The sequence below is a fragment of the Mycolicibacterium llatzerense genome (assembly GCF_025331195.1).
GTDB lineage: Bacteria > Actinomycetota > Actinomycetes > Mycobacteriales > Mycobacteriaceae > Mycobacterium > Mycobacterium llatzerense.
This window is the reverse complement of the sequence record NZ_LXOV01000012.1, coordinates 494,013-509,359: the sequence shown is the minus strand read 5'-3', so window position 1 is coordinate 509,359 and position 15,347 is coordinate 494,013. Positions and strand designations below refer to the sequence as shown.

Below are 15,347 nucleotides of genomic sequence, written 5' to 3'. Positions count from 1 at the left end.
TGGCACACCCGATTACAGCATGGCGGCGGGATTGCGGCTCTTTGGCGGCGTCGATATTGGGGTGCCGGTCGGTGCATCTGATCGGTTTGCGGCGTGTAGCCTGTCGGGGATGCTGAAACGTGCCAGGCCAAGCGGTGCTTTGGCACATGCGGGTTTCGCCGCACTCGGCAAGTTCGTGGTGCGGCGCCCCGTCATGGTCTTGGCGGCCTGGATCGGTGTGGCGGTCGTCCTGTTTCTCGCGCTTCCCACGTTGGTCGACGTTGCCAGCCGCCGCCCACCGCCCTTCCTGCCCGACGATGCGTCGACGCTGATCGCCAGCAACGCGATGAAGAACGCGTTCCGCGAAGCCGACGCCGGCAACATCGCGGTCGTCCTGCTGACCAACGACAAGGGCTTCAGCAAGGACGACGAAGAGGTCTATCGCCGACTCGTCGACAAGCTCAACGCCGACAAGACCAACGTCAAGTCCACGCAGGACTTCATCCACATTCCCGAGCTGCGCCAGGTGATGGCCAGTAAGGACGGGAAAGCGGTGCAGCTACCGGTCAGCCTCGTCGGCAGCATGGGCACCGGGCCGGGCCAATTGGCGTACCGCAACGCCCAGAAGACCGTCCAAGAGGTGGTCAAGGGCAGCGACCTGACGCTGAACATCGTGGGTGCGTCGGCCACCTTCCAGGACATCAACGACATCGGTGCCCGCGATCAGCACATGATCGAAGCGGCCACCGGCATCCTGGTGTTCTCGATCCTGATGATCGTGTATCGAAGTCTGATCGCGATGCTGTTGCCACTGGTCACCATCGGCGTCTCGCTGATCGTGGCGCAGCAGCTCGTGGCAGGACTGGGCCTGCTGGGGCTCGCGGTCGGCCCACAGACCCTGGTGCTGATGACCGGCATGATGCTGGGCGCGGGGACCGACTACGCCATATTCCTGTTCAGCCGATATCAGGAGTTCATCCGGCACGGAGTTGCCAGCGATCAAGCGCTGGTCTCTGCGCTCACCTCGATCGGCGAAGTCATCGCCGGCTCGGCCGGCACAGTCGCGATCACCTTCCTGGCGCTCTCGTTCGCCACCCTCGGCGTCTTCGCCACCATCGGGCCGGCGCTCTCCGTGACGGTGCTGGTCGGGTTCTTTGCGTCGGTGACGATGCTGCCCGCCCTGATCGTTCTGGTCGGACGGCGCGGCTGGATCAAGCCGCGCAAGGACATGACGGGCCGGTTCTGGCGCCGTTCGGGTGTCAACATCGTCCGTCGCCCGGTCACCCACCTCGCCGGCAGCCTCGCGGTGCTGCTCGCGCTTGCCGGCTGCGCGACGATGGTTCGCTACAACTACGACAACCGCAAGGACCTCGACCCCGATGCGGCCAGCAACATTGCGTACGAGGCGCTGAACAAACACTTCCCGGTCAGTACGACCATGCAGCAGTTCATCCTCATCCAGTCGCCGCGCGACCTTCGGGCCCCGAAGTCGCTCGCCGACATGGAACAGATGGCGCAGCGCGTCGCCCAGCTGCCGCACATCGACGCGGTCCGCGGTATCACCCGTCCTACCGGTGACGTCCTCGAACAGGCCAAGGCCACGTATCAGGCCGGTGAGGTCGGCAGCAAGCTCAAAGACGCCTCGAACCTCATCAACAGCAATGACGCCATCCTGCAGAAGCTCGTCGACGGCGAGTATCAGCTGGCCGATGCGCTGAACCAGATCCGCACGCAGGTGCTCGGCTCGATCGGTCCCGTGCGTTCCATGTTGACCCAGATGTCGGCGCTGCAGAAGCAGTACGGCGGCTCGAAGACACTGGACGATCTGGACAAGTCGGCGAAGATGGTGTCGCAGATGACGTCGCTGGGCGACGCCGTGGGTGGGCAGCTGGTCCGCGTCGGAGACGTCTACAAGTGGTCCGGGAAAGCCCTCGAGACGCTGAACGCGACGCCGTTCTGCAACTACTACCCGGCATGCAACGACCTGAAGATCGGTCTGCAGAACGTCAACGACGGCAACGATCCCGAGACCGTGCAGAAGGTCATCAACCTCGGCCACATGCTGCAGCAGTACAAGAGCGACCCGGGCATGGACGACAAGGTCCGCGGCATGGGCACCAACATCGAGGGCATCACCAGCCTGCTCAAGCAGCTGCGCCTGTACGACACCGCCGACCTGGAGAAGCGCCTGCAGCAGGCCATCGACGGCGTCAACCTGCTGGCCGATTCGAGCAAGCAGCTCGCGGACGGCGTGAAGCTGCTGGTCGACCAGGTCCGGGGGATGGGCGGTGGCCTGAACCAGGCCTCGTCGTTCCTGCTCGGTATGCGGCGCGACGCCAACACGCCGCAGATGGCCGGTTTCTACGTGCCGCCCGAGATTCTGAGCCGGAACGAGTTCGAGAAGGCCGCGACGCTGTTCGTGTCCCCGGACGGCCACACGGTGCGCTATCTGGTGCAGACCGCGCTGAACCCGTTCGGCACCGAAGCCATGGACCAGACCAACGCGATCGTCAAGGCGGCCCAGACGGCGCTGCCCAACACGACGCTGTCCGACGCGAAGGTGTCGATGGTCGGTCTGTCCGCGGTGAACCGCGACATCCGCGACTACTACAACAGCGACATCCAGTACATCGTGATCGTCACGCTGATCGTGGTGTTCCTGATCCTGGTGCAGCTGCTGCGGTCCGTCGTGGCACCGCTCTACCTGGTGCTGTCGGTGGTGCTGTCGTACGGCTCGGCGCTGGGCATCGGGGTGGTGTTCTTCCAATTCATATTGGGCTACGACATCTCCTGGAGTGTGCCGGGCATCGCCTTCCTGGTGTTGGTGGCGGTCGGCGCCGACTACAACCTGCTGCTGATATCCCGAATACGTGACGAAGCGAAATGGGGCGTGCGCTCGGCGATCGTGAAAACGGTCTCCGCGACCGGCGGCGTCATCACGTCAGCCGGTCTGATCTTCGCGGCGTCGATGCTCGCGATGACGGTCAGTAGCATCCTGGGCGCCGTGCAGCTCGGCTTCATCATCGGTGTCGGCCTGCTGCTGGACACCTTCATCGTCCGCACGGTGACCGTGCCGGCGATGGCGGCGTTGCTCGGCGACGCCAACTGGTGGCCCTCCAAGTCGCCGCGACGCAAGCGCGAAGAGGCCGAGGAGGCGGCGGCCCTGGCCGCCACCGAACGGCTGCTGGCCGAGCGGCAGGCCCGCCGGGAGTCCGACGAGGTCGAACCCTGCCCGGAGTGCGGCTACGCGGCGACGTGTGATGCGTGCCAGATGACGACGGCCTTCGAGGCCGCCGGGTCGGTACAGCACCGCGGCTTCTTCGGCTGAAGCCGAGCGAATTCCGAGAAATTCATCTTTCTCGTCAATAAATCTGGTTGAATTCCTGACGTCCGGTGGGGGGAATTTAGCGTCGATGTTTTGTGCGACGGCCTGGCGCGATCGCACCGCGACTCTAAAGAAGAACAGGATATTCGATCACTGATGGATCCTCGGAAATTCGCTGACGCATTGCGGCCACTACCAGGATGGGTCGGGGGTGGCATTCTCGACTGGTACCAGCTCGGGCTCAGAAAGCCGCGAGACGCGACCAGCTATTACGGCGCCACCTTCCATTGCGACCCCGTCGACTCAATTCAGCGCAGCATCATCTACTACGGCGTGTGGGAACCCGCCATCTCGCGAATTATCGAAAACACTCTCGATCCGGGAGATCTGTTCGTCGACATCGGCGCGAACATCGGCTACGACGCCATGCTCGCGGCGACCCGGGCCGACGTCGTCGCCATCGAGGCTGCGCCCCACATCTACCGGAAGATGCTGCACAATCTCGGCCGCAACCCCGAGCTCGCCAGCCGTATCCGCCCCGTGAACGTTGCGGTTTCCGACCATGCCGGCGAACTCGACCTCTATGACTTCGGCCCCCGCAACATCGGTGCCACCACCACCTTGCGGTCGCGCAATGGAAAGAAATGCGCGACAGTCGAGGCGGCTCCGTTGCTGGATATTCTCTCGGCCGCTGAATTGGCACGTATCCGGCTGATCAAGATGGATGTCGAAGGTGCTGAAACGACCATTCTGAATGACATTCTCGACCACATCGACGCGTTTTCCGCGAATATGAACATCATCTTCGAGGCCAACCCCGAAGACGACCAAGCGGCTTTCGGTGTCCTGTTCAAGCGAATTCAGCAAAACTTCGCCGCTTACGAAATAGCGAACGGGTACAGCAATGCGTGGTATCTGAAATGGAAAGATCGCCCGCTCAAAGAACTTCATGCCGCACCGGCGCGGCGTACCGATATTCTGCTGACTCGCTCATAGCGCCGGCGCCGTCCACCTCAGGTCCCAGGCCGCAGCACCGATACCCCTGATACGGCTGTGGGCCGCAACGCCAGTGACGTTGCGGCCCACAGCCGTATCAGGTGGATCAGGCGTCGAGCCGCGCCAGTTCACCCTTGCGGTACAGCTCGGTGCAAGCCTGCCGGCGGATCTTGCCGCTGGTGGTGATCGGGATCGAGCCCCGGCCGACCAGCACCAGGTCGGCGGCGTTGACGCCGTGCACCTGCGAGATGGCCGAGGTGATGTCGTGCTTGACCTGAGCCAGGTTCTCGCGGACCTCGTCCTCGGTGTCGCCGCGCTTCTTCATCTCGATGACGACGGCGAACTGCTCGACACCGTCCTCCTCGAAGCCGACGGCGGCGGTGCGGCCGCCCGAGACCGCGCTGACGGTGGCCTCGATGTCGTCGGGGTAGAGGTTGCGACCGCGGATGATCAGCAGGTCCTTGATGCGGCCGATGATGAACAGCGAGCCTTCGGAGATGAAGCCGAGGTCGCCGGTACGCAGCCAGGTGTCCGACGGGGTGCCTTCGGGAGCGTCCTCGAGCACGCCGCGGAAGGTCTTCTCGGTTTCCTCGGGCTTGTTCCAGTAGCCGGCACACACGTTCTCACCGTGCGTCCAGATCTCGCCGACGGTGCCCTCGGCGGCCTCGCGGCGGGTCTCCGGGTCGACGATGCGAACCAGCGGCGACGGCGAGAAGCCGTAGCTCACCAGCGGGCTGCCCGATTCGACGCGCTCGACGATGCCGTCGGCCAGCTTTTCGGTGTCGAAGTCGACGACCGTCGGCGGCTCACCGGATTCACGCGACGCCACGTAGAGGGTGGCCTCGGCCAGGCCGTAGCTGGGGCGGATGGCCTTGCCGGGCAGGCCGAACTTGGCGAAGCGCTGGATGTAGCGCTTGATGGTGGTCGGCTGCACGCGCTCGGCACCGCTGAAGACCGTCAGGACGCTGCTCATGTCCTTGCCGGCCATGTCCTCGTCGGTGGTCCGGGCGGCCGCCAGGTCGAAGGCGAAGTTCGGCGCGGCGGTGATGACGTTCTTGTGGCTGCCCATCAGCTGCACCCAGCGGGCGGGCTTGACCAGGAACGAGATGGGGCTGGTCATCACGGTGTGCCAGCCGCCGAGGATCGGGGTGCAGACGCCGAGCAGCAGGCCCATGTCGTGGTACAGCGGCAGCCATGTCACCACGGTGCTGCCGGCCGGCGCGACTTTGCCCCAGTCGGAGAAGAAGACCGCGATCATCTGCTCGTAGTTGGCCGAGACGTTGCGGTGCGACACCATCACGCCGGCGGCGGTACGGGTCGAGCCGGAGGTGTACTGCAGGTACGCGGTCTCCGGGCGAACCTCGCGGCGGGAGAACGGCTTACGGCGGGTCTCCAGGTCCAGCTCGTCGACGGCGAGGACGGCGGGGCTGCGGCCGTCGTCGTTCGGCGTCGCGTACTGCGCGACGGCGTCCTTGCTGGCCGCGGTGGTCAGGGCGACGACGGGCTGCGCATCCTTCATGACCGAGATGACGCGCTCGTCGTGGTGGCCCATGATCGGCTGGGTCAGCGGGACGGCGATCATGCCGGCCTCGAGGGCGCCGAGGAATCCGACGACGTATTCGAGGCACTGCGGGGCGACGATCACCACGCGGTCGCCGATCTCACCGTGCTGGCGCAGTTCGTGCGCCACTGCGACGCTCTGCTGGTACAGCTGAGCCCAGGTGAGGGTCTTGGCCACGCCATCGGGGTCGGTGTCGTAGTCCATGAACGTGAAAGCCACGTCGTTGGGTTGCAGGCTGGCGCGCTCGCGCAGGACGGCCGGCAGAGACGACTCGATCACGGACACTTCCTCCTCGGGGATGTTCGGGCAGGGGTGAAGGCCGGGTGTCGTCGAAGGTGGTGAAACACAGTCAAACTGACACCGGGTGCCGGATAGCAGAGTAAGGCATCCCCGCAGATTTTGGCGGATCGGGCCTTTTGCTGACGAGTCTCCGACGGTCAGCGGCGGAGGCTCAGTGGGCTGCCTTCGAGAACCACTTGGTCTTGATCAGCCACGAGTGCGCGGACGCCAGCGCGAAGACCCCGCCGCACATGCAGGCGAAGACCCAGACGAACTTGCCGTCTTCGAGGGGCTGCAGCTCCGGAACCAGCGACGTCACGATGCGGGTGGCGCAGGCCATGATGCCGCTGGCGGTCGCGAACAGGTAGATGTTGGCGATGCGCCGCGAGTCGGGGATCTTGCGCAACACCAGCAGGGCGCGGCCGCCGAACACCAGCAGGTAGGTCAGGGTGCCGCACAGCACCAGCCAGTACGCGGCCAGCCAGCCGTCGGTGGGCATGGTGAACAGGTCGGGGGAGTACTCGCGACCGGCCACGCTCATCGAGAACAGCGCGAGCAGCACCGGGATGCACAGGGTCGCGGGCCGCTCGATGTACTGCGTGAACATCTTCTGCATGACGGCGTCGTCGGCCAGGCGGCCGATGGCGTTGTAGACGATGGCCGAGGCGGCCACGATGTAGCAGTCATGTCCGAGGTAGGCGGGCAGATTCCAGACGCCGGTTGCCGAGTGGATGGCGCGGCCCAGGGTGTCGGCGGCCATCGGGGACATCAGGGCGACGGCGGCGGCCTGCAGCGCGATGTTGAGGGTCGCTGCCACTTCCCAGCGGCACGACCAGGTGACGCGACGAATCCACAAACTCCACGCCATACAGGCGAGAGTGATGGTTATGAGCAATGTGAGAGCCATGGTTGGAGCCTTTGCCAGCGCCTGCGAACGCTCAGATTCTACTGGTCAGAGCGGCGGTGCATCAGCACGTCGCGTCATTTCCGACAACTTTGTGGCGCGTTTGGGGACCGCCGGCGCCGCTGTGGCAACCGCGAGGGGTGCCGATTGGATGTAGTTGACGACCTCGTCGTGACTCATCAAGCCGAACCGAACCTGCAGGTCGGGATAGCTCAACCGGAAGTGATCGGCCACCAGGCGGAGCTCTTCCGCGTTGGGATAGTCGGCCTCTTTGATCCGCCGGTAGTACGTACTGCTCGACGTTCCGAGCGCACCGTAGATCTCCCTCGCCTCGACGTCGCCGTCGAAGATGTAGTCGAGCAGCGCCTTGAGCTGTCTGCCGTTCTGGTCTGTTCGGGGCACCCTGCCACGATAGACCCTTCCCCCCTTTGGTTGCTAGCAACTGTTTTTACGACACATAAGCCGTAATTGACATGGGCGTCACAGTTTCGGGAGCTATGTCCCAAATTTGGGAATCGTGTTGTAGTGTGCATCACATGACTGTTGCGTACGCCGGTGAGATCGATGCCGTTCTCCCTTCTGCTGCTGCGGCGACGGTGCACGTCGCCGACTACGAGTTCGGCGGCTTCGACACCGCCGGTACTGCGGTCGATATGCGGCGCCTCGAGGCCCCGCTGTCGCCGGTGATCACCGCCGAGCTCGAGGGCGCTGCCGAATACCTGGGAGTGGACGCCGAGGTGCTGCTGATCGCGGCGCTCGGCCGCGCTATCGAGCGGGTCGTCGGACCCGGCCGAGCCGCGGTCGACGTGGCTGCAGCGAAGGAACGCTCCGGCGGCGGACTGGCCGTTATCCGCCGGCTCGAGGTGGATGCCGTCTCGGCATCGGACGTGGATGCCACCGAGATGGTGCAGACGGTGCGGGGCGCCCTGGCGGCCGCGACCGCCGACCCGAAGGACGTTGCCGACGTGTTGTTCAGTTACGGCATGTCCGCGATCGACGGCGAGCATCCGGGCCCGGCGCACACGCTCGAGGTGCGGGTGTTCCACACCGACGACGTACTGCACGTCGATTGGTGGTACGCCCGGCACCAGTTCGAGCCCTACACGGTGGAAGAACTCGCCGAGCAGTTCTCCTACGGCGTGATCGAGCTGGCCTCGGAGGCCATGCCGGTCTCCGAGTAATCCGTGGTGACCCGCGCCCGTTAGAATCGCTGCATTCGCATCGATCCGGCCATCACCGGGGAGCATTCGGAAGAACGGCTGCGCCGGCCTTGGCCGCGGCAGCTCAGTAGAACCGAACGGGTAGGCCCGTCATCGCCTGCAGTTGAGCGGCGCACGTGTGCGACCTTCCGGGTCGGCTGTGCGCAAGCGGGGTGGTACCGCGGCGCTCGCGTCCAGACGCGAGATCGTCGTCCCCGTGCCTGGAACTGAGCACCTGTTGGTGCTGACGGCACTGGAGACCCTGACGTGAGCGCGTACCCCAAGACCGCCAGCGGCACACCGAACTTCCCCGACCTCGAAACCGACGTCCTGGAGTTCTGGGCCCGCGACGACACCTTCCGCGCCAGCATCGCGCGCCGCGACGGCGCCCCCGAATACGTCTTCTACGACGGCCCGCCGTTCGCCAACGGCCTGCCGCACTACGGCCACCTGCTGACCGGCTACGTCAAGGACATCGTTCCCCGGTACCGCACCATGCGCGGCTACAAGGTCGAGCGCCGGTTCGGCTGGGACACCCACGGCCTGCCCGCCGAACTCGAGGTGCAGCGCCAGCTCGGCATCTCGGACAAGGCCCAGATCGAGGCCATGGGCATCGGCGCCTTCAACGACGCCTGCCGTGCGTCGGTCATGAAGTACTCGAACGAGTGGCAGTCCTACGTCACCCGCCAGGCGCGCTGGGTCGACTTCGACAACGACTACAAGACCCTGGACCTCACTTTCATGGAGTCGGTGATCTGGGCGTTCAAGCAGCTGTGGGACAAGGGCCTGGCCTACGAGGGCAACCGGGTGCTGCCGTACTGCTGGAACGACGAGACCCCGCTGTCCAACCACGAGCTGCGCATGGACGACGACGTCTACCAGAGCCGGCAGGACCCGGCGCTGACCGTGGGCTTCGTCGCGACCGACGGTCCCGTCGCCGGCGCCCGTCTGCTGGTCTGGACCACCACGCCCTGGACGCTGCCGTCCAACCAGGCCGTCGCGGTCAACCCCGAGGTCACCTACGTGCAGGTGGTGGGTCCCGACGAGCAGAACTACGTCCTGGCCGAGCCCCGGCTGGCCGCCTATGTGCGCGAATTCGGCGAGGAGCCGGTCGTCGTCGGCAGCTATCTCGGCGCCGAACTGCTCGGCACGCACTACCTGCCGCCGTTCGCGTTCTTCGTCGACAGTGACCAGGCGCAGAACGCATTCCAGGTGCTGCAGGGCGACTTCGTCACCACAGAGGACGGCACCGGCATCGTCCACATGGCCCCGGCCTACGGCGAGGACGACAAGGCCACCTGTGACGCCGCGGGCATCGTCGCGGTCACGCCGGTGGACTCCACGGGCCGCTTCGACTCGACTGTGCCCGACTACCAGGGACAGCAGGTCTTCGAGGCCAACTCGCAGATCATCAAGGATCTGAAGAACGGCACCGGCCCGGCGGCGGTCAACGCGCCGGCGCTGCTGCGGCACGAGACCTACGAGCACTCGTACCCGCACTGCTGGCGGTGCCGCAATCCGCTGATCTACCGCGCGGTGTCGTCGTGGTTCGTCAAGGTCACCGAGTTCCGCGACCGGATGGTCGAGCTGAACCAGCAGATCACCTGGTACCCCGAGCACGTGAAGGACGGCCAGTTCGGCAAGTGGCTGTCCAATGCGCGCGACTGGTCGATCTCGCGAAACCGCTACTGGGGCAGCCCGATTCCGGTGTGGAAGTCCGATGACCCGGCCTACCCGCGGATCGACGTCTACGGCAGCCTGGATGAGTTGGAGCGCGATTTCGGCGTCCGCCCGGACAATCTGCACCGGCCGTACATCGACGAGCTGACCCGGCCCAATCCCGATGACCCGACCGGGAAGTCGACGATGCGCCGCATCGAGGACGTGTTCGACGTCTGGTTCGACTCGGGCTCGATGCCCTACGCGCAGGTGCACTATCCGTTCGAGAATCAGGACTGGTTCGACGGCTCGGCGAGCGAAGAGGCCCATTTCCCGGGCGACTTCATCGTCGAGTACATCGGTCAGACGCGCGGCTGGTTCTACACCATGCACGTGCTGGCCACCGCGCTGTTCGATCGTCCGGCATTCAAAACCTGTGTGGCACACGGCATCGTGCTGGGCAACGACGGCCAGAAGATGAGCAAGTCGCTGCGCAACTACCCGGATGTGTCCGAGGTGTTCGACCGCGACGGGTCCGACGCCATGCGCTGGTTCCTGATGGCCTCACCGATCCTGCGGGGCGGCAACCTGATCGTCACCGAGCAGGGCATCCGTGACGGCGTCCGGCAGGTGCTGCTGCCGGTGTGGAACGCGTACTCCTTCCTGGCGCTATACGCGCCGAAGAAGGGCACCTGGCGCACGGATTCGACGCACGTGCTGGACCGCTACATCCTGGCCAAGCTCGCCGACCTGCGCGACACCCTGACCGCCTCGCTCGACGCCTGCGACATCTCGGGCGCCTGCGAGCAGTTGCGCCAATTCGCCGAGGCCCTCACCAATTGGTATGTGCGACGGTCGCGTTCGCGGTTCTGGGAAGAGGACACCGACGCCATCGACACCCTGCACACCGTGCTGGAGGTGACCTGCCGCCTGGCCGCGCCGCTGCTGCCGCTGGCGACCGAGATGATGTGGCAGGGACTGACCGACGAGCGTTCCGTCCACCTGACCGACTGGCCGGAGGCCGGCGTGGTCCCCGCCGACCCCGAGTTGGTCGCGGCCATGGACCGGGTGCGCGAGGTGTGCTCGGCGGGCTCGTCGCTGCGCAAGGCCAAGAAGCTCCGGGTGCGCCTGCCCTTGCCGAAACTGACTGTGGCGGTGGACAACCCGGAGGCGCTGCGGCCCTTCGTCGACCTCATCGCCGACGAGCTCAACGTCAAGGCTGTCGAGCTCACCGACGACATCGACGCCTACGGCAAGTTCGAGTTGACGGTCAACGCACGTGTTGCCGGCCCGCGCATCGGCAAGGACGTGCAGGCCGCGATCAAGGCGGTCAAGGCCGGGGCAGGCGTGGTCAACGCCGACGGCACGCTGACCGCGGGGCCCGCCGTCCTGCTGCCGGCGGAGTACAGCTCCAAACTCGTTGCCGCAGAACCGGAGTTCACCGCGGCGCTGCCGGACGGTGCCGGCCTGGTGGTGCTCGACGCCACCGTCACTCCCGAGCTGGAGGCCGAGGGCTGGGCCAAGGACCGCATCCGCGAACTGCAGGACCTGCGTAAGGCCACCGGCCTGGACGTGTCCGACCGGATCACCGTGACGTTCGCGGTGCCGGCCGACAAGCAGGCGTGGGCGACCACCCATGCCGGCCTGATCGCCGGCGAGATCCTGGCCACGGACTTCACCGTCGTGGCTGCTGAGGAACTGGCAGACGGCGCCGACGTCGGTGACGGCGTCCGGGCCGCCATCGCCAAGGCCTGACGACATTCCCCGCGAGCGTGCCGTCGGCGCACGCTCGCGGTCAGGTCCGCAGCCGTCGGCCGGTGACGACCGTCCAGCCGAGAGTGGCCACCGCCAATCCGACGTACGCCACCGCGGCCCACGCCAGGTACCACGGGCGGCTGATCTGCCACAGGCTCGGTTCAGCCATGGCCAAGACACTGGGGACGCTCACGAGCGTCAGCGCGATCCAGCCCCAACCGAAGAACCGGGCGCCAGGTTCGTCCCGCCACGGTCCGCGCAGCAGCCAGATGATCAGCGGCAGTATCCACACCCAGTGGTGCACCCAGGAAATGGGCGACACCAGAAGGCCGAACAGTTCGACGACCAACAGTGACCCCAACCGATCGCGGTCACCTGTGCTGTTCCCCAACGCCCACCACGCCAGCGCGGCGAGCACGGTGGTCCCGACGATCGCGGTGAGTACCAGGGCGCCTTCCCCCGCGTCATGGCCCACGATCCGCGATATGGCGCCTCGCCAGGATTGGTTGAACGCGATGCCGATCGGGTTGATGCTGGTATCGCCCATCACTTTCGTGAAGTAATGCCACACCTGATCGCCGACCACCAGCCAGGACACCCCGACCGTGGCGAAGAAGACGATGGCCGAGCACGCCGCGGCGGCCCAGCGTCGCACGCCGACGAAGTACAGCCCGGTGATGGCCGGAGTCAGCTTCACCCCGGCAGCCAGGCCGACCAGCAGGCCCGACAGCCACCATCGCGTGCTGTAGGCCGCGTACAACACCGCCAGCGTCAGGAAGACGCCTACCTGTCCGAGGTCGAGAGCGACACGGGCCGGCTCGAGCCAGATCAGGCCCGCGGTCCACACCATGGCCTCGCGCGCACTGCCGCTGCCCACCATGCGTTGGGATATCCGCACGATCGCGTACACCGCCGCGAGGATCGCGACTTGCCACACCAGCCCAACGGCCGCGAATGGCAGGAAATGCAAGGGGTAGAACATGATTGCCGCAAAAGGTGGATAAACGAACGGCAGCGGCTGGGTGGGGGACTGGTCCGAGTAGGCGAAGGCGTACAAGGTGTCGGGGCGGTCCAGCGCGGCGCCACCGAGGACGTACACGTGGAAGTCGACCAGGTCGGGCTGGCTGGGAATCGTCACCGCAAGCAACGTCACCGCGCTCGCCAGCAGCAGCACAGGCGCCGGCAGCCTCCGGTCAGACAGTGTGCGCAACGTGACCACGACGCCCCGTTCGGACTATCCAGGCCATGGTCGCCAGCGCGGCGCCGATGTACACGGCCTCACCCCAGGCCAGGTACCAGGGCCGGCTGATCTGCCAGATATCGGGCTGGGCAAGGGACAGCAGGCTGGGCACGCTGAGCACCATCAGTGCCACCCAACCCCAACCCAGGATGCGGGCACCCGGCTTGTCGTGCCACGGACCGTAGATCAGCCAGATCATCAGCGGCAGCGCCCAGACCCAGTGATGGACCCACGACACCGGTTCCGCGAGCAACCCGAACAGCTGGACCACCAGTAGTGACCCGAGCCGGTCCCGCTCGCCACCGAGGGCTCGGAAGGCGAGCACCGCGAGCACGGCCGTGCCGACAATCGCGCCGATGACCAACGGAGACATCCCGGCGTCGTGCCCGAGGATCCGCGACAGCCCGCCGTGCCAGGACTGGTTCCATGCCGAGCCTGCCGGCAGTGTCTTGCCGGCCGCGATCATCTGGCCCGGGAAGTAGCGGCGCGTCTCCTCGGGCGCCACCAGATACGCCAGCCCGACCGTCGCGAAGAACACCACGGCGGAGAACAGCGCGGTGCCCCACCGCCGCACTCCGACGAAGTACATGCCCGTGATCGCCGGTGTCAGTTTGATGCCGGCACCGACACCGATCAGCAGCCCCGATAGCCACCACCGCGAGCTGTAGGCGGCGTAGAGGACGGCCAACATCAGGAAGATGCCGATCTGTCCCGATTGAATGCTGCTGCCGGGCGCCTCCATCCAGATCGCGCCGGCGGTCCACAGCATCGCGGTACGCCGACAGCCGCCGCCGACGAATATCTGACTCAGCCGCACGCTCGCGTAGGTGGCGGCGATCAAGGCGACCTGCCAGCCGAAGGCGACCACCCCGAACGGCAAAAAATGCAAGGGAGCGAACAACATTGCCGCGAAGGGCGGATAGGTGAACGGCAGGTGTTCGCCCTTGGTCGGGTCGACGTAGAAGAAGTCGTACAGGCTGCCGGAATGCGCCAACGCGGAGCCGCCGAGCACATACACCCGAAGATCGAAGAAGGCGTCACCCTTGACCAGGTAGTAGCCCATCGTCGAGGCGACCCGCAGGGTGGCGCTGACAGCGAGGATAACCGGCGCCAGCGTTTGCCAGCGGGACAGTTCGGGCCGCAATGTCGAGGCAGGCCCGGCGGTCACCGGCCGACTATATCGGCAGCGCAGCCAATGCCGCCTGTGGAAATGCTGGTGCCCGCCACGTGCGCCGGCGGGGCCAGGTGCCGCCGGGCGGCTAATCCGGTGGTGACCATCCACCCGAGCGTGGCCAGCGTCAGCATCGGGTAGACGAGTCCGGCCCACGCCTCGTACCAAGGGCGCGCGATCTCCCATCGATTCACCTGCAGCTGCGCCAGCATGTTCGGCACGGCCGCGCAGGTGACCACGATCCACGCCCACCACAGCACCCTGGCGCCACGCTTGTGCTGCCACGGTCCGTGTCGCAACCAAACCAGCAGTGGCACAAGCCATACCCAGTGGGCAGTCCACGACACCGGAGAAGACAACAGTTCCAAGAGCATCACCACGAGCAGTGAGCCCAGCTTGTCACGGTCCGATCCGGCGTTGCCCAAAGCCCACCAGGCCAACGCGGCAAGCACGCCGGTGGTGGCGATCGCAGCCCACACCAGTGCACCCATCCCTGGGTCGTACCCCAAGATTCGGGCGATGCCACCGCGCCACGATTGGTTGTACACGTTCCCGATGGTGAACAGCTTGTCCCGGCCGATGAAGTCGGTGAAGAAGTAACGCACCCGGTCGCCGGTCACCAGATACGAAACCGCAAGCGTCGCAGTGAAAACAAGCGCAGCGAAGAGCGCGGTCGCCCAGCGCCGCAGTCCGAAGAAATACAGCCCGCTGACTGCCGGGGTCAGCTTGATTCCCGCGCCGAGCCCGACGAGCAGCCCAGACAGCCACCATCGGGAACTGTATGCGGCAGTCATCACGAGAACCATCAGGAAGACGCCGATCGTTGCGTGCTTGATGTTGCCGACGATGGGCTCCAGCCAGATCGACCCGGCCAACCACAGCATGGCTACTCGGTTGTCGGCTACGCCGATCATGTTCTGGCACAGACGAATTACCGCGAACAACGCCGCGATGATGCCCATTCGCCAGAGCGTGACGGCCAGTCCGAACGGCATCAAGTGGAGCGGATAGAACACCATGGCGGCGAACGGTGGATAGACGAACGGCATGGTTTCGTGGTGTGCGGGATCGAGGTACGCAGCCTGATAGAGCGCGCTCGGCTGGTCCAGTGCAGCGCCGCCGAGGACGTAGATGTGGAAATCGATGGGGTCGGTGGCCGAGTTGACGATGACGGACGCCGTCACGCTGACGACCATCAAAGCGGGCGCGAGTGCCCGCCATCTGTCGGCTCTGCTCCGAGACTGCCCATGGCTTCGATTCGCCACCAACCCCGCCCCCC

Annotated in this window: 10 protein-coding genes; 4 read left to right on the top strand and 6 right to left on the bottom strand. The window is 65.8% G+C overall.

All coding sequences use genetic code 11. From position 1 onward, the window contains the following. Window positions 1–109: 109 nt before the first annotated feature. On the top strand, window positions 110–3,307 hold the full coding sequence (locus A7G45_RS17335) for an MMPL/RND family transporter (protein ID WP_260938877.1): 3,198 nt from the start codon (window positions 110–112) through the stop codon (window positions 3,305–3,307). 90 nt (window positions 3,308–3,397) lie between these two features. Then, the gene (locus A7G45_RS17330; RefSeq protein WP_260938875.1) at window positions 3,398–4,300 is read left to right on the top strand and encodes an FkbM family methyltransferase; all 903 of its coding nucleotides are present in this window, start codon (window positions 3,398–3,400) and stop codon (window positions 4,298–4,300) included. A 106-nt stretch (window positions 4,301–4,406) separates the two neighbouring features. Here A7G45_RS17330 and A7G45_RS17325 read toward each other — a convergent pair whose 3' ends face one another. The 3 genes from A7G45_RS17325 to A7G45_RS17315 form a co-directional block, all read right to left on the bottom strand. Further along, window positions 4,407–6,146: an AMP-binding protein gene (locus A7G45_RS17325; protein ID WP_308204121.1), complete on the bottom strand. Its 1,740-nt coding sequence runs from the start codon at window positions 6,144–6,146 to the stop codon at window positions 4,407–4,409. 166 nt (window positions 6,147–6,312) lie between these two features. Further along, a complete protein-coding gene (locus A7G45_RS17320; RefSeq protein ID WP_260938871.1) occupies window positions 6,313–7,047 on the bottom strand; it encodes a hypothetical protein in 735 nt (244 codons plus the stop codon). A 45-nt stretch (window positions 7,048–7,092) separates the two neighbouring features. Next, entirely contained in the window at window positions 7,093–7,446 is a 354-nt protein-coding gene (locus A7G45_RS17315; protein ID WP_260938869.1) for an XRE family transcriptional regulator, read from the bottom strand. A gap of 134 nt (window positions 7,447–7,580) precedes the next feature. Here A7G45_RS17315 and A7G45_RS17310 point away from each other — a divergent pair, with 134 nt between their 5' ends. Both A7G45_RS17310 and ileS read left to right on the top strand, forming a co-directional pair. Next, window positions 7,581–8,225 (top strand): hypothetical protein, encoded by a 645-nt coding sequence (locus A7G45_RS17310; protein WP_260938867.1) that lies wholly within the window; start codon window positions 7,581–7,583, stop codon window positions 8,223–8,225. A 285-nt stretch (window positions 8,226–8,510) separates the two neighbouring features. Then, entirely contained in the window at window positions 8,511–11,657 is a 3,147-nt protein-coding gene (gene ileS, locus A7G45_RS17305) for an isoleucine--tRNA ligase (RefSeq protein ID WP_260938865.1), read from the top strand. 40 nt (window positions 11,658–11,697) lie between these two features. Here the strand turns inward: ileS and A7G45_RS17300 are convergent, their stop codons facing one another. The 3 genes from A7G45_RS17300 to A7G45_RS17290 are packed head-to-tail and all read right to left on the bottom strand — an operon-like array spanning window position 11,698 to window position 15,333. Next, the gene (locus A7G45_RS17300; protein WP_377042080.1) at window positions 11,698–12,876 is read right to left on the bottom strand and encodes a mannosyltransferase; all 1,179 of its coding nucleotides are present in this window, start codon (window positions 12,874–12,876) and stop codon (window positions 11,698–11,700) included. Then, a complete protein-coding gene (locus A7G45_RS17295; RefSeq protein ID WP_308204120.1) occupies window positions 12,851–14,065 on the bottom strand; it encodes a mannosyltransferase in 1,215 nt (404 codons plus the stop codon). The genes A7G45_RS17300 and A7G45_RS17295 overlap by 26 nt, the downstream gene beginning before the upstream one ends. Beyond that, the gene (locus A7G45_RS17290; RefSeq protein WP_260938861.1) at window positions 14,062–15,333 is read right to left on the bottom strand and encodes a mannosyltransferase; all 1,272 of its coding nucleotides are present in this window, start codon (window positions 15,331–15,333) and stop codon (window positions 14,062–14,064) included. Before A7G45_RS17290 ends, A7G45_RS17295 begins: the two co-directional genes overlap by 4 nt. Between the last annotated feature and the right edge of the window lie 14 nt (window positions 15,334–15,347).